The organism is Streptomyces sp. NPDC050560, assembly GCF_044457285.1.
Taxonomy (GTDB): domain Bacteria; phylum Actinomycetota; class Actinomycetes; order Streptomycetales; family Streptomycetaceae; genus Streptomyces.
Window position 1 is genome coordinate 304,819 of the sequence record NZ_JBITGT010000008.1, and the last position, 20,942, is coordinate 325,760.

Annotated in this window: 16 protein-coding genes; 10 read left to right on the plus strand and 6 right to left on the minus strand. The window is 74.4% G+C overall.

All coding sequences use genetic code 11. The features are described from left to right. Positions 1-166: 166 nt before the first annotated feature. The gene (locus ACIBIW_RS20665) at positions 167-1,087 is read right to left on the minus strand and encodes an EamA family transporter (protein WP_399338145.1); all 921 of its coding nucleotides are present in this window, start codon (positions 1,085-1,087) and stop codon (positions 167-169) included. 216 nt (positions 1,088-1,303) lie between these two features. On the opposite strand from ACIBIW_RS20665, the gene ACIBIW_RS20670 reads away from it, so the two are divergent. From ACIBIW_RS20670 to ACIBIW_RS20685, 4 genes are all read left to right on the plus strand, one after another. Then, on the plus strand, positions 1,304-2,908 hold the full coding sequence (locus ACIBIW_RS20670) for an APC family permease (RefSeq protein WP_399338401.1): 1,605 nt from the start codon (positions 1,304-1,306) through the stop codon (positions 2,906-2,908). Positions 2,909-3,008: 100 nt separating this feature from the next. Continuing rightward, on the plus strand, positions 3,009-3,908 hold the full coding sequence (locus tag ACIBIW_RS20675; RefSeq protein ID WP_399338147.1) for an LLM class flavin-dependent oxidoreductase: 900 nt from the start codon (positions 3,009-3,011) through the stop codon (positions 3,906-3,908). A gap of 49 nt (positions 3,909-3,957) precedes the next feature. Then, on the plus strand, positions 3,958-4,656 hold the full coding sequence (gene pdxH / locus ACIBIW_RS20680) for a pyridoxamine 5'-phosphate oxidase (RefSeq protein WP_399338149.1): 699 nt from the start codon (positions 3,958-3,960) through the stop codon (positions 4,654-4,656). 716 nt (positions 4,657-5,372) lie between these two features. Continuing rightward, positions 5,373-6,770, plus strand: coding sequence for a PAS domain-containing protein (locus tag ACIBIW_RS20685; protein ID WP_399338151.1), 1,398 nt, complete (start codon positions 5,373-5,375; stop codon positions 6,768-6,770). Between the two features lie 171 nt (positions 6,771-6,941). Here the strand turns inward: ACIBIW_RS20685 and ACIBIW_RS20690 are convergent, their stop codons facing one another. Next, on the minus strand, positions 6,942-7,706 hold the full coding sequence (locus ACIBIW_RS20690; protein ID WP_399338153.1) for an SIS domain-containing protein: 765 nt from the start codon (positions 7,704-7,706) through the stop codon (positions 6,942-6,944). A gap of 238 nt (positions 7,707-7,944) precedes the next feature. On the opposite strand from ACIBIW_RS20690, the gene ACIBIW_RS20695 reads away from it, so the two are divergent. Together ACIBIW_RS20695 and ACIBIW_RS20700 are read left to right on the plus strand one after the other, a co-directional pair. Beyond that, positions 7,945-8,637, plus strand: coding sequence for a metal-dependent transcriptional regulator (locus ACIBIW_RS20695; RefSeq protein WP_399338155.1), 693 nt, complete (start codon positions 7,945-7,947; stop codon positions 8,635-8,637). 710 nt (positions 8,638-9,347) lie between these two features. Next, complete coding sequence (locus ACIBIW_RS20700; protein WP_399338403.1) at positions 9,348-10,205, plus strand: alpha/beta fold hydrolase; 858 nt, start codon at positions 9,348-9,350, stop codon at positions 10,203-10,205. 99 nt (positions 10,206-10,304) lie between these two features. Here the strand turns inward: ACIBIW_RS20700 and ACIBIW_RS20705 are convergent, their stop codons facing one another. From ACIBIW_RS20705 to ACIBIW_RS20715, 3 genes are all read right to left on the minus strand, one after another. Further along, positions 10,305-11,870 (minus strand): transporter, encoded by a 1,566-nt coding sequence (locus ACIBIW_RS20705; protein ID WP_399338405.1) that lies wholly within the window; start codon positions 11,868-11,870, stop codon positions 10,305-10,307. A 101-nt stretch (positions 11,871-11,971) separates the two neighbouring features. Next, positions 11,972-12,748 (minus strand): ABC transporter ATP-binding protein, encoded by a 777-nt coding sequence (locus ACIBIW_RS20710; RefSeq protein WP_399338157.1) that lies wholly within the window; start codon positions 12,746-12,748, stop codon positions 11,972-11,974. A gap of 260 nt (positions 12,749-13,008) precedes the next feature. Further along, the gene (locus ACIBIW_RS20715) at positions 13,009-13,701 is read right to left on the minus strand and encodes a bifunctional DNA primase/polymerase (RefSeq protein WP_399338406.1); all 693 of its coding nucleotides are present in this window, start codon (positions 13,699-13,701) and stop codon (positions 13,009-13,011) included. 501 nt (positions 13,702-14,202) lie between these two features. Between ACIBIW_RS20715 and ACIBIW_RS20720 the strand changes: the two genes are divergently transcribed. Together ACIBIW_RS20720 and ACIBIW_RS20725 are read left to right on the plus strand one after the other, a co-directional pair. Beyond that, positions 14,203-15,591: a transcriptional regulator gene (locus ACIBIW_RS20720; RefSeq protein ID WP_399338159.1), complete on the plus strand. Its 1,389-nt coding sequence runs from the start codon at positions 14,203-14,205 to the stop codon at positions 15,589-15,591. Between the two features lie 394 nt (positions 15,592-15,985). Further along, positions 15,986-17,671 carry a hypothetical protein gene (locus ACIBIW_RS20725; RefSeq protein ID WP_399338161.1) on the plus strand — a complete coding sequence of 562 codons (1,686 nt, stop codon included), beginning with the start codon at positions 15,986-15,988 and terminating at the stop codon, positions 17,669-17,671. A 79-nt stretch (positions 17,672-17,750) separates the two neighbouring features. Here ACIBIW_RS20725 and ACIBIW_RS20730 read toward each other — a convergent pair whose 3' ends face one another. Then, positions 17,751-19,049 (minus strand): ABC transporter substrate-binding protein, encoded by a 1,299-nt coding sequence (locus ACIBIW_RS20730; protein ID WP_399338163.1) that lies wholly within the window; start codon positions 19,047-19,049, stop codon positions 17,751-17,753. Between the two features lie 180 nt (positions 19,050-19,229). On the opposite strand from ACIBIW_RS20730, the gene ACIBIW_RS20735 reads away from it, so the two are divergent. Then, positions 19,230-19,679 (plus strand): hypothetical protein, encoded by a 450-nt coding sequence (locus ACIBIW_RS20735; RefSeq protein ID WP_399338165.1) that lies wholly within the window; start codon positions 19,230-19,232, stop codon positions 19,677-19,679. An 83-nt stretch (positions 19,680-19,762) separates the two neighbouring features. Then, positions 19,763-20,635, plus strand: coding sequence for a formyltetrahydrofolate deformylase (purU, locus tag ACIBIW_RS20740; protein WP_399338167.1), 873 nt, complete (start codon positions 19,763-19,765; stop codon positions 20,633-20,635). Positions 20,636-20,942: the final 307 nt, after the last annotated feature.

The following is a 20,942-nucleotide window of genomic DNA, read 5'->3' on the forward strand; positions in this document are numbered from 1 at the left end:
GGGGGCCCGGGCGCATGTTTCCGGCCCCGCCACCCCTTGCGTCGTGGGGGGCCTCGGCCCCGGTGGGGGGTCTGTGCGCGGTACGTGGGTGTGGGCTTGGGTGCGTTGGCGGGCCTCGGGCCCAGTGGGGTGGGCGTCACAGATGGGGGCGTGGGGGAGGAGGAGATCAGTGGCGTTGGGTTTTTACTGCGCCCATGCTGGCTGTGATGACCAAGGTGATGGCCAGGGCGTCCGTGGGGGCGAGGGACTGGTTCAGGACCAGGAAGCCCGCTGTGGCGGCGATGGCCGGTTCCAGGGCCATCAGGACGGCGAACGTGGGGGCCGGGAGGCGGCGTAGGGCCATCAGTTCCAGGGTGTACGGCAGGACCGACGAGAGGATCGCCACCGCGCCGCCCAGGGCGATCGTGGTGGGGTCGGTGAGCCTGCTGCCCGCCGCCGCCACGCCGATCGGCAGGGAGAGCACCGCCGCCACCCCCATCGCCATGGCAAGACCGTCGGCCTGCGGGAAGCGGCGGCCCGTACGGGCGCTGAAGAGGATGTAGAGCGCCCACATCGCGCCCGCCGCGAGGGCGAAGCCGGCGCCGAGCATGTCGAAGGCGGTGAAGTCGCCGCCGCCGAGCAGGGCCACGCCGCCGAGGGCGAGCGCCGCCCAGAGCACGTTCACCAGGCGGCGGGAGGCGATCACGGAGAGGGCGAGCGGGCCGAGTACCTCCAGGGTGACCGCCACGCCCAGCGGGACGCGGGCCGCGCCCTGGTAGAAGAGGTTGTTCATGGCGGCCATGACGACGCCGAACGCCAGCACCGTCCCCCAGTCCGCGCGCGAGTGCCCGCGCAGCCGGGGACGGCACACCGCGAGCATCACCACGGCGGCCACCAGGAGCCGCAGCGCCACCACCCCTGCGGGTCCGGTACGGGGCATCAGGGAGACCGCGAGCGCGCCCCCGAACTGCACGGACACACAGCCGGACACCACCAGCGCCACGGGCCCTAGCCCACCGCGCCGCCCGCCCTCCGCGCCGTCCGCGCCCCCCTCCGACACCACCACGGGCGCGGCAGCCTCGGCCCCGCCCGCCAACCGCTCACTCATCCCCTCACGTCCAATCCACTAAACTCCACGTGCAATATAGTGCACCCCCATGCCGACTCCCACCCCGCCACCGTAGAAGCCCAGAATCCGCCCCCCACCACCGCAGCCAAGGTTCACCCCCCACCCCTCCAGGGAACCCCTTCCCCCGTGCCGAACACCCCCCGAGCCCCCCAATCCCCCCAGTCCTCCCACCCCCTCCAGACCCAGGAATCGCGCCTGCGCAAAGACCTGGGCTTCTGGGCCCTCACCTCCATCGGCTTCTCCAACATCGTCGGCAGCGGCTGGCTCTTCTCCGCCCTCTACGCCGCCCAGACCGCCGGCCCCGCCGCCCTGATCTCCTGGGTGGCCGCCGGCCTGCTCTGTGCCCTGATCGCCCTGGTGATGGTCGAACTCGGCGCCACCCGCCCGGAGGGCGGCGGCACCGTGCGCTGGCCGCTCTATGCCAACGGCCGCCTCGTCGGGACGATGATCGGCTGGTCGGTGCTGCTCTCCGTGGGCGGCACCGCGGCCGAGATCAGCGCGATCATGCAGTACGCCGCCCACTACATCCCCGGCCTCTACGAGGACGGCGGCATCACCGCCTCGGGGCTCGGCGTGGCCGCCGCGCTGAGCGTCGTGCTCACCGCCCTGAACTGGTTCGCGGTGCGCCTCTTCGCGCGGCTGAACAACCTGGTGTCGCTGCTGAAGATCGTGATCCCGGTGGTGACGGTGGTCGCGCTGTTCCTCTCCGGCACCCACGGCGGGCGCCTCACCGACCACGGCGGCTTCGCCCCGTACGGCTACGCGGCCTGCCTCACCGCGCTCGCCGGCGGCGGCATCGTGTACTCCGTCAACGGCTTCCAGGCCCCCCTGGACTTCTCCGGCGAGGCCCGCAACCCGCGCCGTACCGTGCCCGCCGCCGTCCTCACCGGCATCGGGCTCGCCGTCGCCCTCTACCTGGCGCTCCAGCTCGCGTTCCTCTTCACCGTGCCCGAGTCGCTGCTCGGGCACGGCTGGCAGGGCGTGAACTTCGACTCGCCCTTCGGGCAGCTCGCGCTGATCCTCAACCTGCACTGGCTCGCCACGCTGCTCTACGCGGACGCGGTGCTGTCGCCCGGCGGCTCGGCGTACGTCGGCGTCGCGATCGACGCGCGCCACACCTACGCCCTCGCCAAGAACGGCCTGCTGCCGCGCTTCTTCATGCGCATCGACCCCCGCCAGGGGATGCCGCACCGTGCGCTGCTGCTCAACCTGGCGGTGATCGTCGTCTTCATGCTGCCGTTCCGCGGCTGGCAGGACATCGTCAGCGTGATGGGCGACATGTACCTGCTGATCTACTCGTCGTCGGCGGTCGCCGCCGCGGCCTTCCGCGCGCACGACCGGCGCAGGGGCGTCGCGGGGGCGGTCGGACGGGTGCCGGGGGTGCAGTGGATCGCGCCGCTGAGCTTCGTGGTCGCGAGCGAGTTCGTGTACTGGTCGGGCTGGCACGACCTGCGGCTCGCACTGCCCCTCGTGCTCGCGTCCGTGCCGCTCTTCCTGTTCCTGCGGGACTCCGGGTCGTCCGGCGGCGGCGGCGCCGCGCGCGGCCGCGACCTGGCGGCCGAACTGCGCAAGGGCGCCTGGCTGGTGGTCCACCTCGGGGCGCTGACCCTGCTGTCCTGGCTCGGCACGTTCGAGGGCTCGGGGCGGCTGCGGGCGCCGTACGACTCCGTGGCGGTGGGCGCGGTCTCGCTCGCGGTCTTCGTATGGGCGCGGCGCTCGGGCGCCGCGCACCTGCGCGACACCGCCGGTTCCGAGCCGCTGCCCGGCGGCGCAGCGGCCGCGGCGGGCCCGGCCGTGTGAGGCGGGCGGCGCCGCCGTGTGAGATCGACGGGGAAGGGAAGTTGAAAAGGGTACGAACCGCGCCCGCGCGCAGCGCGCCGACCGCGGACGCGTCGCCCCCGTGAACACGCACCACCAGAAGGACGGCACCATGCGCATCGGCATCGCCCTACCGAACACCACCACAGGCACCACGGGAGCGCTGATGCTCGACTGGGCGCGGCGGGCGGAGGAGCGGGGGTTCGCGTTCGTGTCGACGATCGGGCGGATTCCCTACCCGTCGTACGACTCGCTGACCGCGCTCGCCGCCGTGGGCGCCGCGACCAGCCGCATCGGGCTCGTCACCAACGCGGTCCTGGCGCCGACGTACCCGACCGCGGTGCTGGCGAAGATCAGCGGGACGGTCGCCCAGCTCACCGGCGACCGGCTCACCCTCGGGCTCGGCGTGGGCGCGCGCGAGTCCGACTACGCGGCCGGGGAGCGTGACTGGGCGGGCCGCGGCGCCGTCTTCGACCGGCAGCTCGCCTACCTGGACGCGGCCTGGCGCGGCGAGCCCGTCGAGGACGGCGACTTCCCCGGCGAGCGCAGGCCCGTGGTGCCGCCGGGGCGGCCGGTGCCCATCCTGATCGGCGGGCACGGCCCGCGCGCGGTGCGCCGTACCGCGCGCTGGGCCGCGGGCTGGACGGGCGCGGGCGGCGGCCCCGCGCGCGCGGAACCCACCGTCGGACAGGTGCGGGCCGCCTGGCGGGAGGCGGGCCGCGAGGGCGAGCCGCGGCTGCTCGGGCTCGCGTACTTCGCCGCCGACGAGCGCCACGAGGCCGAGTCCGACCGCTATGTGCGCACGTACTACGCGTACGCGGGGGACCACGGGGACACCATCGCGCGGGGCGTGGTACGCGGCCGGGACCAGGTCAGGGGCATCGTGCGGGACTTCGAGGCGATCGGCATGACCGAGCTGACGTTCACCCCGACCGTCGCCAGGATCGAGGAGGTCGACAGGCTGGCGGACCTGGTGCTGTAGCGGGCGGCCTCCCGACCGCCGCCGCGCTCGGGTACGGCAGGATGACGGCGTGACAGACCGCGCCCGTGCCGCAGCCCAGAGCCCGAACGACCGCCCGGACATCTCCGCGATGCGCGCCCAGTACGAGGCCGAGGGGCTGGCGGAGGAGGATCTCGCGCCGGAGCCCGCGGAGCAGTTCGGGCGCTGGTTCGAGGACGCCGCGCGGGCGGCCGGGCGGCGGGTGCTCCACGAGCCCAACGCGATGGTGGTCTCGACGGTGGACGCGGCCGGGTTGCCCAGCTCGCGCACCGTCCTGCTGAAGCACTACGACAGCCGCGGCTTCGTCTTCTACACGAACTACACCTCGCGCAAGGCCCGCGACCTGGCCGCGAACCCCCGGGTGGCGCTGCTCTTCCCCTGGCATCCGATCGGCCGCCAGGTGCTGGTGACGGGGGTGGCGGAGCGCACCGGGCGGGACGAGACGGCCGCCTATTTCAGGACCCGTCCGCACGGCTCCCAGCTCGGCGCCTGGGCGAGCGAGCAGTCGGCGCCTGTGGCCTCGCGCGAGGCGCTCGACCGGGCGTACGAGGAGCTTGCGGCGCGCTACCCGGAGGGCGAGTCGGTGCCGGTGCCGCCGCACTGGGGCGGCTTCCGGGTGGCGCCGGACACCGTGGAGTTCTGGCAGGGCCGGGCGAACCGGCTCCACGACCGGCTGCGCTACGAGGCCCGGGAGGGCGGCGGCTGGACGGTGACACGGCTCAACCCCTGAGGGGCGGCGGCGCCGGGGGCTTCGAGGACGGCCCTCGGCAGGGGGCGGCGGGCGGCCCCGGTGCGATACGGGGTCGTTCCCGTGTGGCACGCAGTGGCGGCCGCCGGGAACGCAGACGACCCGCGGACCATAGTCCCCCCGTCGCAACGGGGAGAACCGGCCGGACGTACCGGCGATCCGCGGGTCGGGTGACTGCGTGAGATTGGCCGGCTGCGCACCAAGGTCATGCGCTGGTCCGGCACCGCACTGAGTGTGATGACGGGCCGCTAGCCCGCAGTCACCTCTCGCGTCCGGTATGCATACATCTGCCGAACCACCTCCTTTCCCGAGTGGTGCCAGCCTAGGCACGCCCCCCGGCGTCGCTCAAGGGGTTTTGTGCGACTGCTCCGTCGCCGGTCGCACGGCCTTTCCCCGCGGTGGACGGTTGTTCATCGAGGGTGAACGGAGCCATCATCGGGGGTGGCGGACGCCCGCGGCCCCCGGCCACCCCGGGGCACACACGTGCGCCGCAGAGCAGGACGGCCGGACGGAGCGTGACCACGCGGCCCCTCGTGACAGGGGGGCCGGGGGGCCCGGCCGGGGCAAGCCGGAGAAACCTCCGGAGAACCCCGGCGAACTTGCGGGAACCCGATGTGGGTTGCGTCACGTTCGAGTTGAATGAGGCGGGGCGCGGCACACCGTGCCTGATGTGGAAACGGCCCGGCAGGGGGTGCCTGGTGAGTGCTTCCCGGCGCAGTGGGACCACCGACGAGGTCGGCCCGTCAGAGCCGGAGCGGGACGGCGGCGATCTGCTGGCCGCGCTGCTCGACGGCATGGACGCGGCCCTGTGCGCCTTCGACGCGGACGGCGTGCTGACGCACTGGAACCGCGAGGCCGAGCGCATCCTCGGCTGGACGGCCGCCGAGGCCGTGGGGCGCCGCGGCTTCGCCGGCTGGGCGGTGCGCAGCGCCGACGCGGGCGAGGTGGAGCGCAGGCTGCTGTCCGCGATGCGCGCGCCCGGCCGCCAGGTGCACGAGTTCGCGCTGCTCACCAAGGACGGCGGCCGGGTCCTTGTGCGCACCCAGTCCGCGGCCGTACGGGGCGCGGACGGCGAGCCCGCGGGCGTGTACTGCGCCTTCAGCGAGGTGCACGCGCAGATCGACCTGGAGCGCTCCATCGCGCTCAGCGAGGCCCTGTTCGAGGACGCCGCCTGGGGCGTGGTCCTCGTGGACGCCGACCTGCGCCCCGCGGTGGTCAACGCGCACGCGGCCCGCGCGCTGGGCACCGGCCGCACCGCGCTGCTCGGCAGGCCGCTCGGGGAGCTGATCCCGCAGGGCGTCGAGGAGTTGGAGAGCGCCCTGACGCATGTGCTCGCGGAGGGGGCGCCGCCCGCGCCCGCCGAGATGTGGCTGACGGTGCGCACCCCCGAGGGGGAGCGGCGGCGCTGCTGGCGCAGCGGCTTCCTGCGGCTCGCCTCGCCGCTCGCGGAGGAGCCCGTGCCGCTCGGCGTCGGCTGGCTCTTCCTCGACGTCACGGAGGCCAAGCTGGCCCAGCAGGAGGCCGACCAGCTCCGCTTCCGCGCCAACCAGCTCCACCGCGCCGCGCGGGCCGCCGCCGAGTGCGAGGACCCCGCGGAGGCGGCGGCGGTGCAACTCGACTTCGCGCTCGCGGGCTTCGCCGACCACGCCCTGGTCGACCTGCTGGCGCCCGGCGAGGAGTACAGCCCCGACAGCGGCCCCGTACGCCTCGTGAGGACCCTGATGACGCCGTCGGGCGACCCGGGCCCCGCCGTGGCCTCAGGCGCCGCGGGGCTGCCCGTGGGGTACGGCTCCGGGCACCCCGCGGTGCAGAGCGTGGAGCGCGAGGGCTCGGTGCGCGCCTCCGCGCCCGCGGCGGGCGTGGACGCGCCGGGGCGGCAGGAGGCGGACTGGGCGGCGGCGCGCCAGTGGCCGGAAGACGCCGCGCACGCGCTCTGCGCGGTGCTGCGCAGCCGCGGCAGGACGCTGGGCGTGGTGACCTTCCTGCGCGGCCGGAGCCGCACCCGCTTCGAGCGCGCCGACGCCGTCTACGGCGAGAGCGTCGCCGCCCGCGTCGCGGTCGCCCTCGACCTGTCTCGCCGCCGCACGGCCGACTGACACCCGCCCGCTCGCGCTACGCGCGAATACCGGCCGCGGCGGCGGCACTCGTCGGTATGCGTTGCGGCCTGTGTGTTGCGGCATGTGTACGGAACGCGCGCGCACGCGCGCGTGGGGCCGGGCGGGCGGTACGCGCGCGTGGGGCGCGGCCGGGGCGGGACGGGGCCGCGCTCAGCGCCGGTAGAAGATCCGGTCCCCGTACTCCTCCATGACCTGCTCGTTCCACGCCGTGCCGCCGTCCACGTTCCCGGAGCGCAGCAGCGGCGGCTCCGTGCCGCGCTCGGCGAGCAGCCCCGCGGCCGTCGCCAGGGTGGCCTGGAGGAGCGCGCTGGTGACGACGGTGGAGGCGGGGGCGAACGGGGCCGCGACGCCCTCGGCGGTCAGCACCGTGTCGCCGATCGGGATGCCGCTGTCGAGCACCACGTCGGCGTGGTCCTTCAGGAAGGTCCCCGAGGCGTGCCGGGACTCGGTACGCGACGCGTACGAGACCGAGGTGACCGCGATCACCCGCAGCCCGAGGGAGCGCGCCTTCAGCGCCATCTCGACCGGGAGCGTGTTGCGCCCGGAGAGCGAGATGACCACCAGCACGTCGCCCGCCCGCGCGGGGCTCGACTCAAGGGCGGCGGAGGCCAGCCCGCCCACCCGCTCCAGGGCGGAGCCCAGGGTGGCGGGCATCACGTCCACGCCCACGGTGCCCGGCACGTTCAGCAGGTTCATCAGCGCGAGCCCGCCCGCCCGGTAGACGGTGTCCTGCGCGGCGAGCGAGGAGTGCCCGGCGCCGAACGCGAACAGCCTGCCGCCCGCCTCCACGGTGTCGGCTATCAGCGCCGCCGCGGCGCGCATGTTCTCCGACTCCGCGTCCCGTACCCGCTGGAGCAGGGATATCGCGGCGTCGAAGAAACGCCCGCCCAGTTCCGAAGCCACGCTGTCCGCCATGCCGCCCCGCCCCTTCTCGGTCGATGTCGCCCACACGCTGCGGCCCACCGCCCCGCCCTGTCAAGGTCCAGACCAATCGCGGAGCGTATCGGGGAGACCCCCGAGCGTCGTGCCCCGGAGCGGAACCGGGGCCGGGAAACCTGTCTGGGCCCGGATGTCACTGGGATGCGTCAGTATGGGGGGCAGGGCGCGCACAGTCCGGTGCGTCGCACCGGCACGGCTAAATCGAGGGGCACGTATGTCCGGACTGATCGACACCACGGAGATGTACCTCCGCACCATCCTTGAGCTGGAAGAGGAAGGTGTGGTCCCCATGCGCGCCCGGATCGCCGAGCGGCTCGACCAGAGCGGGCCCACGGTGAGCCAGACGGTGGCCCGCATGGAGCGCGACGGCCTGGTCGCGGTCGCGAGCGACCGCCACCTTGAGCTGACCGACGAGGGCCGCCGGCTGGCCACCCGCGTCATGCGCAAGCACCGCCTCGCGGAATGCCTGCTCGTCGACGTGATCGGTCTGGAGTGGGAGCAGGTGCACGCGGAGGCGTGCCGCTGGGAGCACGTGATGAGCGAGGCCGTGGAGCGCCGCGTCCTCGACCTGCTGCGCCACCCCACCGAGTCGCCGTACGGGAACCCGATCCCCGGCCTTGAGGAGCTGGGTGAGGAGGACCAGGCCGACCCGTTCCTCGACGAGGGCTTGGTCTCCCTCGCCGACCTCGACCCGGGCGCCGACGGCAAGACGGTCGTGGTGCGCCGCATCGGCGAGCCGATCCAGATGGACGCCCAGTTGATGCACACGCTGCGTCGCGCCGGTGTCCAGCCGGGCTCCGTCGTCAGCGTCACCGAGGGGCCCAGCGGGGTGCTCGTCGGCAGCAGCGGCGAGGCGGCCGAGCTGGAGACGTCCACCGCGTCGCACGTGTTCGTCGCCAAGCGCTGACGTCCCGCGCCGGGGCCCGCCCCACGGCGGCGGCCCCGGAGCGGCACCCCCCACCCGCCACGCGCCTGTGCCTCGACGGAATTCGGCCGATTCGGCGCCCCCGGGGGCCCCGTTGGGCCGTATCGCGTGCAAGGCTTGGTGCGACAGGCATATGACCTGAGGATGACTCCGGCGGTGCTGCGCACCGGTCCTGCCGCGCGCTCGGGAGGGGGTAGGGGGATGTGCCGTGAGGTCCAGCGCTTACGACCCGTCAGGGCCGTGCCCACCGCGCCCGTGGCGGCCACGTCCGGCGGGCACCGGGCGGCGCGCTGTGCCGGGCGGCCGGTCTTCCCGTGTGAACGGCGAGAAGGTCCCGGCTCCGTGCGGTGCCGGGACTTCTCCTCCCCCTTGCTGACCCGGAGCCCCGAGCGCCCAGGGTCACTCCCGTCGGGCCAATTTCCCCGAGCGGCCCGCCTCCCGCTGAAGATCTCCCCCCGGCCGCGTCCGCCAACCCTTGACCATGGTCACTCGAACGAGGGGTGCTACTGCCGGAACCCCCGATATCGAAAACAGGTTCGATAGCGTGGTGGTTGTTCCCGGACAGGCGGCGCGTTACCGCCGCCCCGGGGCGCGCAGGGCGACCGGTGCCCGCTTCGCAAGGCCCGGTAGCGGGCGTGGATGACGTGGACCAGAGCACGAGCGGCGAGGAACTTCCCCAGGGGGTGCCATCGATGGCGCGGCGTATCGACGTGCGGGGCGCGGACGGCCTTGGCCTCGCGGCCTGGGAGTTCGCCGAGGGGCCCAAGCCCGACGACGGGCGGCGCCGCGGCGTCCTGCTGCTGCACGGCCTCATGGGCAGGGCCTCGCACTGGGCGGCCCCCTCCCGCTGGCTCGCCGAGCGGCATCGCGCGGTGGCGCTCGACCAGCGGGGTCACGGCAGAAGCGGTGAGCCGGGTCCCGGCGGCTATACGTCGGAGGCGTTCGTGGCCGACGCGGAGGCCGCGCTCGAACAGCTCGGGCTCGCCCCCGCGGTGCTCGTGGGGCACGCGATGGGAGCGCTCACCGCCTGGCGCCTCGCCGCCCGCAGGCCTGATCTGGTGCGCGGCGTGATCAGTTGCGACATGCGGGCCTCCGCGCAGTCCGCCGCCTCCCAGCGGGAGTGGGAGAAGTGGGTCGCCTCCTGGCCGGTCCCCTTCGCCACGCTCGCCGACGTACGGAAGTGGTTCGGCGAGGACGACCCCTGGGTGGAGCGGCCGAGCGCGGCGCGCGGGGAGTTCTACGCCGAGGTGATGGCGGAGTCCTCCGACGGCTGGCGCCCCGTCTTCTCACCGGAGCGGATGGTGGAGGCACGTGCCTCCTGGTCGCGTGACGCGCACTGGGACGAGCTGGCGAAGATCTCCTGCCCGGTCCAGGTGCTGCGCGGCGTGGACGGCGAGCTGGGCCGCGCGGAGGCCCAGGAGATGGTGCGCGTGCTGCCCAGGGGGGAGTACGCGGAGGTCGCGGGCGCGGGCCACCTCGTGCACTACGACAGGCCGCGGGAGTGGCGGGCGGCCACCGAGCCCTTCCTCGACCGGGCGTTCGCCGACTGAGACCCGCCCGCACCCCGCGCCCGCGCGCCCGCCCGTGCCCACCGCGCCGCCGTGCTGCGCGCCCCGCGCCCGCGCGCACCCCGCGCCCGTCCCGCACTCCTACCGGGTGACCGCCGTCAGGATCTCCGGCAGCCGCTGCGCCGTCCACCGCGCCGCCACCCGCAGGCCGCCCCAGCCGCACAGCGCCCCGTAGCAGGCCCCCACCGGCAGCAGCAGCCAGGTCAGCCGGGTGCCGGAGGACGCGTGCAGCCAGATCGTGCCGGCGATGAGCGGCGCGCAGAGCACCGCGGACGCGAACATCCCGCCGAAGATCGAGACCGCCGCGAGCATGCCCTGCCCCGGCGCCACGTTCTTGTACCCGCTCTGCGGCATCGCGTACGGCACCCGCGCCGAGGCACACGCCCCCGTCGCCACCAGCGCCCCGAGCAGCGCGTAGGACAGGCCAAGCACCTCGGGCAGCGCGCCCAGGTCGCCGAGCAGCCCCGTCGTCAGCACCGTCACGAGCGTCGCGTACGGCAGCGTGACCAGCACCGTGGCGCTCGCCCTGCCGAGCAGTTCCAGATACGCGTCGCGGGGCGACGAGACCGTCATCGCGATCATCCAGAACGCCGACGTGTCCTGCCCGAACTGGTTGTACATCTGCGCGCCCAGCATCCCCGCCGCGAAGCACGCCAGATACGGCGACGAGGAGTTCTGCACCGCGTTGAGCACCGGCACGATCAGCCCGATCGCCAGTGCCGTCACCCACGCCGCCTTGGTCTTCGGGTCCCGCCACACATAGCGCAGGGCGCGCTCCATCGACGCGCCGACCCTGCCCGGCGGCAGCAGCCGCGCGAGCCCCGCGCCGGAGCGCCCGCCCCGGCCGCGCGCCCCCTCGGCGGTCTGGAGCGTGGAGCCGTCGGGGGCGGTCATCAGCCGGGTCAGACCACGGCGCCAGTACCCGAGCAGCGCCACCAGCAGCGCCACGGCCAGCAGGAACTGCGCCGTGCCCGCCCCGTAGGAGCCGTCGGAGAACGCGTCGACGGAGCCGAGCGCCGACGCGGGAGGCAGCCACCGTATGACGTCCGCGACCGGGTCGAGACGGCCGAGGCCCGCAGAACCGAGGCGCTGCGCGCCGAAGTTGAGCACCTGGGCGCCCACCGCGATGACCAGGCCGCTCAGCACCGCCAGATCCTTGCCCCTGCGGGAGCTGAGCAGCCGGATGTTGGCGACGGCGACGGACCGGGACAGCGCCACACAGCTCAGCAGCAGCACCGCCACCGCGGGCACCGCCAGCACCGCGGCCGCCGCGCCGTGCGCCACGGTGACCGCGGCTCCGGCCGCGAGGCAGAGCGCGAACAGCGGCCCGATGCCCACGAGCGACGCCACGAGCAGCGCCCGGACGAGCGGCTGCGGGCGCAGCGGCAGCATCACCAGGCGGCCCGGGTCCAGGGTCTCGTCGCCGCTCGGGAAGAACAGCGGCAGCACCGCCCAGCCCAGCGCGAGCAGCATCGCGAGCAGCAGCGCGAGCGACCCGGCGCCCGAGACCCCGCGCAGCGCGATCAGCCCGATCAGTTGGAGCACGGCGAACAGCACCACCACGACCGCCGAGACCACGTACGCGGCCTTGCGCCCCGAGGAGCGCCGCAGGCCGTTCACGAGCAGGGCCAGCTTGAGCGACACCATCACCGCGGTGAGCGACGGCACCCGCGGGCCGCCGGAGCCCTCCGCACCGGCCGCCGGGGCCCCGCCGCCGGTCTCCGCCGCGGGCGCCCTGTTCCCGGCGCTCACGCGCCGCTCCCGCCGCCGAGCCAGTCGAGCGAGGAGCCGCGGTCGCGGCCGGTGGCGCCGACGAGGCCGAGGAAGGCGTCCTGGAGCGAGGACGCGTCGCCGCGCACCTCGGCCAGCGTGCCCTGCGCGCGGATGCGGCCCGCGGCGAGCACCGCGACCCAGTCGCACAGCGACTCCACCAGCTCCATGACATGGCTGGAGAAGACGACGGTGGCGCCCGATCCTGTGAAGCGTTCGAGCACGCCCCTGATGGTCTGCGCGGAGACCGGGTCCACGCCCTCGAACGGCTCGTCGAGGAAGAGGACTTCGGGGTTGTGCAGCAGGGCGCAGGCCAGCCCGATCTTCTTGCGCATCCCGGTGGAGTAGTCGACGACCAGCTTGTGCTGGGAGCCCGCCAGGTCCAGTACGTCGAGCAGTTGCACGGCGCGCTTGTCGGCCTCGGCGCCCGGCAGGCCGCGCAGCCGCCCGGTGTAGCCGAGCAGTTCGCGCCCCGACAGCCGCTCGAACAGCCGCAGCCCCTCGGGCAGCACCCCGATACGGGCCTTGACCGCCGCCGGGTCCCGCCACACGTCGCGGCCCGCTACCTCGACCGTCCCCGCGTCGGGCCGCAGCAGCCCGGTGACCATGGAGAGCGTGGTGGTTTTGCCCGCGCCGTTCGGCCCCACAAGGCCGATGAAGCGGCCCGCCGGCAGTTCGAGATCGATCCCCGCCACAGCGGTCTGCTGCCCGAACGTCTTCCACAGCCCCTCGACCCGGACCGCGACTCCGCTCATCCCCCGTGCCCCTTTCCCTGGATTTCCCCAGATTTCCCCTGGTTTCCCCAGGCTCCCTGCACCCGTGCCACCGTGTACCCGTGGCACCGCCGCGCCCGTCGCTCTGGTGATCCCCCTGCCCGCGTCGGCCCGGCACAACCCCGGCCGCTTTCGGCCGACCGGGGCCGGGGCGCAGCCGCGTCACCGCCGCGCGCCCGGTGGGAGCGTAGTGCGGTGCGATCCGGTCCTGGACGAGGCACGGGCGGCGCGGCCCCGGTTCCCTACCGGGGGCAGGCGTACCGCAGCGTCGGCGCGATGTGCTCCGCGTCCGGCAGCCAGTGGGCGGCGGCGGAGGGCGGCAGCGCCCACTGGACGACGCCGCGCCCGCCGACCCGGGTCGGCGGGGCCGCCACCCAGCCGCCCTCGCCGCGCACCACGAGACCCCGGCGCGGCGAGGGACCGCCACCGGCGGCGCGTGGGCGCGGGGGGCGCGCGGGCGTGCGCAGCCGTGCGCCGGTGCCGGGCAGGACGAGGAACTGCGTCCGGCCCGTCGGCGTGTGCAGGACGGGGCCGAGGGCGATCCCCATGCGGTCGAGACGGGCCAGCGCCAGGAGGCCGGCGTCCTCCGGGACGTCGAGCACGTCGAACGTCCGCCCCGTGGGCAGGAGCACGGATGCCCCAGGGCGTTCCGCCCAGAGTCTGCGCGCCCCGCTCGCGCTCCCCGTCACCAGCGTGGGCCAGTCCCCGGCCACCGGGTGCGCGCCGGGCGCGGGGCAGTGCGCGACACCGCAGGAGCACCGCGGGACGCCGTCCACCATCTCAAGGCGGGTCCCCGGGAGTACGTCCCAGTGCCACCGGCGCACGTAGCCCGCGGCGGCCTCCGCCATGTCCGCGGCGCCGGAGCGGGGGAGCGCGGCGGCGTCGGGGCCGCCGCGCCCCTGTGCGTTCGGGACCGCGGCGGCGGGCAGCCGCATGGCGGGGATCTGTCCTGGAGAGATGACGGCTTCGGTGACTCCTGGGGATTCTTCCACGCACTCCTCAACTTCCTTTGTCACGCGGGGTTACGGCCCCGGGACGCGCGGGGGAGGAGCATCGTTCCTCCGGTCGGGGCGCATGGGTGCACGTCCGGGGGCGCGTACGGGCGGCGGGCCCGGGCGCCGGGTAGCCATACACCTGGCGGGGAGCCGCCGCCGTACCGGGTGAGGCACGGCGGTCCGGGACTCCGCCCGGGGGCTCCGTGGGGAACGGGGGCCGTGTCGGCGCCCGTTCCGTTCGGAGTTCTTACCCGGGTATTTCACGTATGTCCCGCATTGGGTGTTTGTCCGCTGGGCATCGATGGACCCGGGAAGCCTCTTCGGTGACCGCCGAGGGGTTCCCCTCGTCCGTGACGGCGATCCCCTGGGAGCGCCGGGCCGTGCGGGGACACATACCGACCGGTGCAGGGCAGGCACCGCAGCCTCAGGGGGTAGGACGCCATGGCCGCAAGGCCGCTCGTGGCGCGGCAGCCGAACGAACGGTTGCAGGCGCTCATCCAGGAAGCCGCGTGCTCCAACGCGGGACTGGCCCGCCGGGTCAATCTCTGCGGCGCGGAGCGCGGGCTCGATCTGCGCTACGACAAGACATCCGTGGCCCGCTGGCTGCGCGGCCAGCAGCCGCGCGGGCGGGCGCCCGCGATCATCGCGGAAGCCCTCGGCCGCAAACTCGGCAGAACGGTCACCATCGACGAGATCGGCATGGCCAACGGCAAGAACCTCGCCTCCGGGGTGGGGCTCGCGTTCTCCCCGACCGTGCTCGGCGCGATCGAGCAGGTCTCGGAGCTGTGGCGCAGCGACGTGGGGCGGCGGGACTTCCTGACCGGCTCGACGGTGGCCGCCTCGGCCCTCGTGGAGCCCAGCAGGGACTGGCTGATCTCCATGCCGGACGCGCAGGTCGCGCGCTCGGCGGGGCCCCGGGTCGGCCCCTCCGACGTGGCGGCGCTGCGCGCCATGACCGAGGCGCTGGTCGCGCTCGACCACCAGTACGGCAGCGGGCAGGTGCGGCCCGTCGTCGTGCACTACCTCAACAGCGTCGTCTCGGGGCTGCTGTCCGGCTCCTACCGGGAGCCGGTGGGGCGCGACCTCTTCGCCGCCGCCGCCCGGCTGACCGAACTGGCCGGGTACATGGCCATCGACACCGGGCAGCCCGGACTCGCCCAGCGCTACTACATCCAGGCGCTGCGGCTCGCCCAGGCGGCGGGGGACCGCGGTTACGGCGGCTATGTGCTGGCGGCCTCCATGAGCCATCTCGCCGCGCAGTTGGGCAACCCACGGGAGATCGCGCAGCTCGCGCGGGCCGCCCAGGAGGGCACGCGGGGGCGGGTCACGCCGCGCGCCGAGGCCATGTTCCACGCGGCGGAGGCGCGCGGGCACGCGCTGCTCGGCGACGCGCGCGAGACCCACGCGGTGGCGGGGCGGGCGCTCGCGGCGATGGAGCGCGCGGCGACGCTTGAGGACTCGGGCGACGACCCGGCCTGGATCGCGCACTTCGACGAGGCGTACCTGGCCGACGAACTCGCCCACTGCTACCGGGACCTCGGCCAGGCGGACGCCGCGGCCCGCTGCGCCGGCGAGGCGCTTGAGGGCCATCCGGAGACACGGGCGCGCCGCCGCGCGATCGGCTACGTCCTGCTGGCCTCGGCGCAGGTCCAGCAGCGCGAGGTGGAGGCGGCCTGCCATACGGGCCTGCGCGCGGTGGACCTCCTCGCGTCCCTGCGCTCCAACCGCGGCTCCGAGTACGTGGAGGACCTCCAGGAACGCCTCCAGCCGTTCAAGGAGGAGCCGGTGGTACGGGAGTTCGCGGCGAGGTTAGAACTCCAGGCGGCGTAGGCCGCGCAGGGGCGAAGCCGACGCGCGTGATCCTGGGGCCCTTCCTTGGGCGGGAGGGGCCCCAGGGCCACCCTGAGGACCCCGGGGCCGCCCTGAGCCTTCACAGCCACCGTGGGCCCTCGCCGCAGCCACCGTGGGCGTTCAACTCCGGCTCGGGGCGCGGGGGGCCCGCTCCGGGCGTCGTGAAGCGAGGCGGAGGCGGGGGCGCGGGGGCCGTTCCGCCCGTGACGAACGCCACTTGCCGGCCGTGGGCCGTGCCCCTCACTTCGGGTGCTGCCGCGGGCCGGGCCCGCCCCCGCGCGCGTACCACCAGAGCCGTATGGCCCTGGCGAGCCATCACCGGGTAGCGTGACCCGTCGTTCGAGAGGTCCCCCTTGGCTACATAGGAGTCCCGGTGACGCAGAGCGGACAGGGTGACGATCCGCGGCATCCCCAGGCACGGCAGGCACGTGAAGGCATCGTGCTGCCCGCCGACGGAAGCGCCCCCCTGATGCCCGGCACCGCCGGTGTCCCCGCCCCGGCCGCGCCCGCCGCACCCGGCGCCGCGCCCGCGGAGGGCAGCCCCTGGGGCGGACCGTGGGGCCCGGATGCCGGGGCCCCCGGCACCCACGGCGGCGCCGTACCCGGGCAGTCCTGGGGCGGCGGGCAGTGGAACGACGCCGGGTACGCGGGCGAACTGCCGCCCGAGGCCCCCGGGCAGCAGCCCGGCGTCCCCCCGGCCCCGCACGCGGCGCCCCTGCCCCCCGCCGCCGAGGCGCCCCAACTGCCGCCCGTCCCCGAGCCCATACCGGGGCCCCCGGGCCACTACGACTACGGCATGCCGCAGCAGCAGGGCGCGTACCAGCAGGACGCCTACCAACAGCTCCCGTACCAAGGGGACCAGGGCGACCAGGGCTACCCGTCGCTCCCCGCGCCGCGGCAGGGCGGCGCCCGGCACCGCGCCCCCGCGCAGCCGCCCGGGGGCCACGCGGACGAGGCCGCCACCCAGTACATACCGCCGGTCGGCGGCGGCGCGCTGCCGCCCGAGATGCCGGCCGCCGCGGACCACGGCGCCGACGCCACCGCCTACCTCGGCCGGGTCCCCGGCCACGCCAAGCACTCGGCGCCGCCCCAGCAGCCCGCGCAGCCGTACGCCCCCCAGCACTCCGACAGCGAGGCGACCCAGTACCTCGCGCCGGTGCAGGGCGCGGGCCCCGACGAGCAGCCGACGCAGTACATCGCCCCGGTGCCCACGCAGCCCGAGGGCCCCAGGCAGCCGCCGCCCGAGTTCGACAGCCTCTTTCGCACCCAGGCGCCTGGAGGGGGCGACGGCGGCTCCACCCAGCAGTTGCCCCGCTTCCAGCCCCCAGGACCCCAGGGCGGCCCCGGGCCGCACCCCGGATACGGCGCGCCGGGCCAGGACGACGGCGCGGGCCGCGACGGCGGCGGGCGCGGGCGCCGCGGCGGCGGTGGCGGGCGCTCCAAGGGCCCGCTGATAGCCGTCGCCGGGGTCGCCATCGTGGTCCTCGGGGTCGGCGCCGGGGCCCTGTTCAGCAGCGGCGGTGACGACGACGGCAAGGACGACAGCAAGACCGTCTCCGCGACCGCGCCCGCGAGCGAGGACGCGTCCCCCTCGCCCGACCCGGCGAAGACGCAGGCCACCGCGCTCGACGAACTGCTCGGCGACAGCAACAGCAGCAGGGCCGCCGTGATCAAGGCCGTCGGCAATGTGAAGAGCTGCACCGACCTCGCCCAGTCCGCCAAGGACCTGCGCGGCGCCGCCAAGCAGCGCTCGGGACTCGTCACCAGGCTCTCCAAACTCTCCGTCGACCGGCTGCCGGGACACCAGGCGCTGACCGACGCGCTCAACGACGCGTGGAAGGCGTCGGCGAGCGCCGACAACCACTACGCGGCCTGGGCCGACCAGGTCGCGGGCAACAAGAAGAACTGCCCGAAGGGCCACGCCCGCAACACCTCGCAGGCCGGAAAGGCCAACACGGCAAGCGGCGACGCCACCAAGGCCAAGAACACCGCCTCGAAGCTGTGGAACACCATCGCCGAGAAGTACGGGCTCACCAGCAGGCAGCCGTCCCAGCTCTGAACCCCCGCCGAGCCGCGCCACCGGGCCCCCACCCCGGTGGCCGGGACCGCCCCGCCGCGGGCCCGCCCGGCCCGTGCCGTCAGAACGCGTCCTCCAGCGTCTTCTCCATGTTCACGAACCCCTTGTGCACCGGCACGAGGCGCCCGTCGCGCACCACCTGGTAGGTCACGTCCGCGTTGACGAGGCGGGGGAAGCCCTTCGCCGCGATCAGGTCCTCGAACCGCCAGCCGAGGCGCGGCGTGAGCCCCCCGGTGCCGACCCTGAGGCCGTTGTCGAAGGAGTGCCGCAGGGCCTCGGGGGTGACCTCGTCCTTGCCGAGGGAGCCGATCGCCTCGCGCAGCACCGTGTACGCGATCCACGTGGTCTGCACCCCGGCGTCCGCCGTGTCGATCCTGTTGTCCCCGAACGCGTACTCGTTGACCACGTCGCGCATCGGCTTCCAGCGCGCGTCGCCGATCACCGGGTACCAGCCGGTCACGTACGCGCCCTCGTACGGGCTGTTCGCGCCGCCCGTGCGGTCCACCGCTGACTGGTCGACGCTGCCGAACACCGAGGCCACCTTGACCTTGTCGAACTGGTTCCTGGTGCGCCGGAACGAGTCGAAGAAGGTGTCGTTGCGGTCGCCGAGCGACACGGAGACACAGCCGTCGCCCGTGCCCTCCTCGGTGGCCGTCTTCAGCGCCTCCGCGGACTGGGCGGTGTACTCGGAGGCGTCCTCGGGGGCGCGCAGGTCCGTCGCGGGGCCGTGGCCCTCCGCGTCGAGCCCCGAGTCGAGCAGCCGCGGCAGGTCCTGGCCCGCGGTGGTGTCGGGCCGTACGAGCGCGACCGGGCCGCAGGTCTTGGCGAGCTGCCGCCCGTTGCCCGCGACCAGCGCGGCGAGGCCGCCGTTGACCGGGTACGACAGCGGGCTCGTGTACTCCTCGTCGGTCAGGCCGTAGCCGCCTATGTAGGGAATTCCCGCGTTTTCCAGCGGGCTCAGGAAGGCGCGGCTGTACTGGCTGTACGATCCGACGACCGCCACGACCTTCTCGTCCACCGCGCGCTGGGCGCACGCGGCGGCGCCGTCCGACTGGTTGTGGTCGTTGCAGGTGAGCACCTTGAGCCGGTGGCCGTCGATCCCGCCGTGGTCGTTGGCCCAGCGCGCGTACGCCTGCGCCATGGCGGGTACACCGGGCTTGTTGGTGGCCTTGGTGCCCTCGGGCGCCCAGGTCATGACGGTGACGGTGGAGTGGGCGTCGTCCGGGCCGCCGGAGAGCACGCCGCAGCCCGCGGTGAGCGCGGTGCACGCGGCAAGCGCCAGGGCCGCGCGCGGCCCCGTGCGGCGCCTGGCAGGTGGTGCCGGACGGGAGGAGGCGCGCTTGCTGTGCAAACCGGTCATGTCGTCGCACGATTCCGGTGTCTTCCAAATGTCCGAGTGCTCCTTGGCCAACGAGGGGTGACGCCCGGGTGAATAGCGGGCTTTGGGGGCCTGTGCGCGGCGCCGGCACGGCGGAACGTACGATCAGGCGTCGTGCAAGGTTCGGAGAGGTCTTCCCGTCGCGCCCGTCGCTCCTCCACCATGGGCGGCATGCCACTCAACGACATGCCGTGGTGGCGCTGGCGCAGCAATGTGCGCTCCGCGCTGCACATGCTTTCCGACCCCGTGTTCCAGCGGGAGTGCTGGCTCGCCGGCCGCACCGAGTACGGAGACGTCACCGACGCCGTGTACCGGCTGGTCGAGGACACCTGGCTGGACAACTGGTCGGCCGAGAAGTACGTCGGCACGATCTTCCGTGACTCCCAGGAGGCGTCCCTCGTGGACGTCGCCGTGCTGCGGGTGCTGCGGATCATGCACCAGGTCGGCCCCGACGCCCCGGTCTCCGCCTACCTCGACCACCACGGCTGGGACGAGGCGGTGCGGGCCGCGCGCGACGCCCATGTGCGGCTCGCGGTCGCCGACGGCGACGACCCGGAGGCGCCGCCGCGCACCCTGGAAGTGCTCCAGATCATGAACGCCAACGGGGGCTGACCGGGGCCCCCGACCGGCCGCCGCGCGGTTTCGACCCGTGGACGCGCGCCGCCGCCGCGCGCCGCGTGTGCCACCCTGACGGGATGAGTACGCCGCCTCCCGCCGCCGTCGAGCAGTATGTGCTGACCCTCTCCTGCCCTGACAGGAAGGGCATCGTGCACGCCGTGTCGAGCTACCTCTTCATGACCGGCTGCAATATCGAGGACAGCCAGCAGTTCGGCGACCACGACACCGGGCTGTTCTTCATGCGGGTGTCGTTCTCCGTCGAGGAGCCGGCCGACGTGGACAAGCTGCGCGCGAGCTTCGCCGCCGTGGGCGACTCCTTCCACATGGACTGGCAGATCGACAGGGCCGCGGCCCTGACCCGGGTCGTGCTCATGGTCAGCAAGTTCGGGCACTGCCTGAACGACCTGCTCTTCCGCGCCAGGAGCGGCGCCCTGCCCGTGGACATCGCGGCCGTGGTCTCCAACCACACCGACTTCGCCGAGCTGACCGCCTCCTACGGCGTTCCCTTCCGGCACATCCCGGTCACCGCCGACACCAAGCAGGCCGCCGAGGCGGAACTGCTCGGCCTGGTGCGCGAACAGGGCGTCGAACTCGTCGTCCTCGCCCGCTATATGCAGGTCCTCTCGGACGACCTCTGCAAACAGCTCAGCGGCCGGATCATCAACATCCACCACTCCTTCCTGCCGAGTTTCAAGGGCGCCAAGCCGTACCACCAGGCCCACGCGCGCGGGGTGAAGCTGATCGGCGCCACGGCCCACTACGTGACGGCCGACCTCGACGAGGGCCCGATCATCGAGCAGGAGGTCGAGCGGGTCGCGCACGACGTCACCCCGGCCGGTCTCGTCGCGCTCGGGCGCGACGTCGAGTGCCGGGCGCTGGCCCGCGCGGTGAAGTGGCACGCGGAGCGCCGCATCCTCCTCAACGGCCGCCGCACGGTGGTCTTCTCCTGACCCAGCAGGTCCGTACCGCCTGATCTCCGCCATTCCGCGGGCGCCCGGGCGGCCGTCCGTGCGCCCCCAGGGACCCGTGTCGTCCCGGCGGACCCGTGCGCGGCGAGGTGTCCCTGGCCCGTGCGCCCCCTGGGGGCAGTGCAGCGCCGACGGTGCCTCACTCTTCGTGACGGTGCCGGAGCGCCCCGGCTCCGCGGTCGTTGCGGTGGCCAACGGTGCTGGGCATGCCGCCCGCATGTGCCTGGGGCGGTGGCCAAGTACGGCGGTTCGCTGCTGCGAATTTCCGCTCCCGCCCAACAATGTCCGA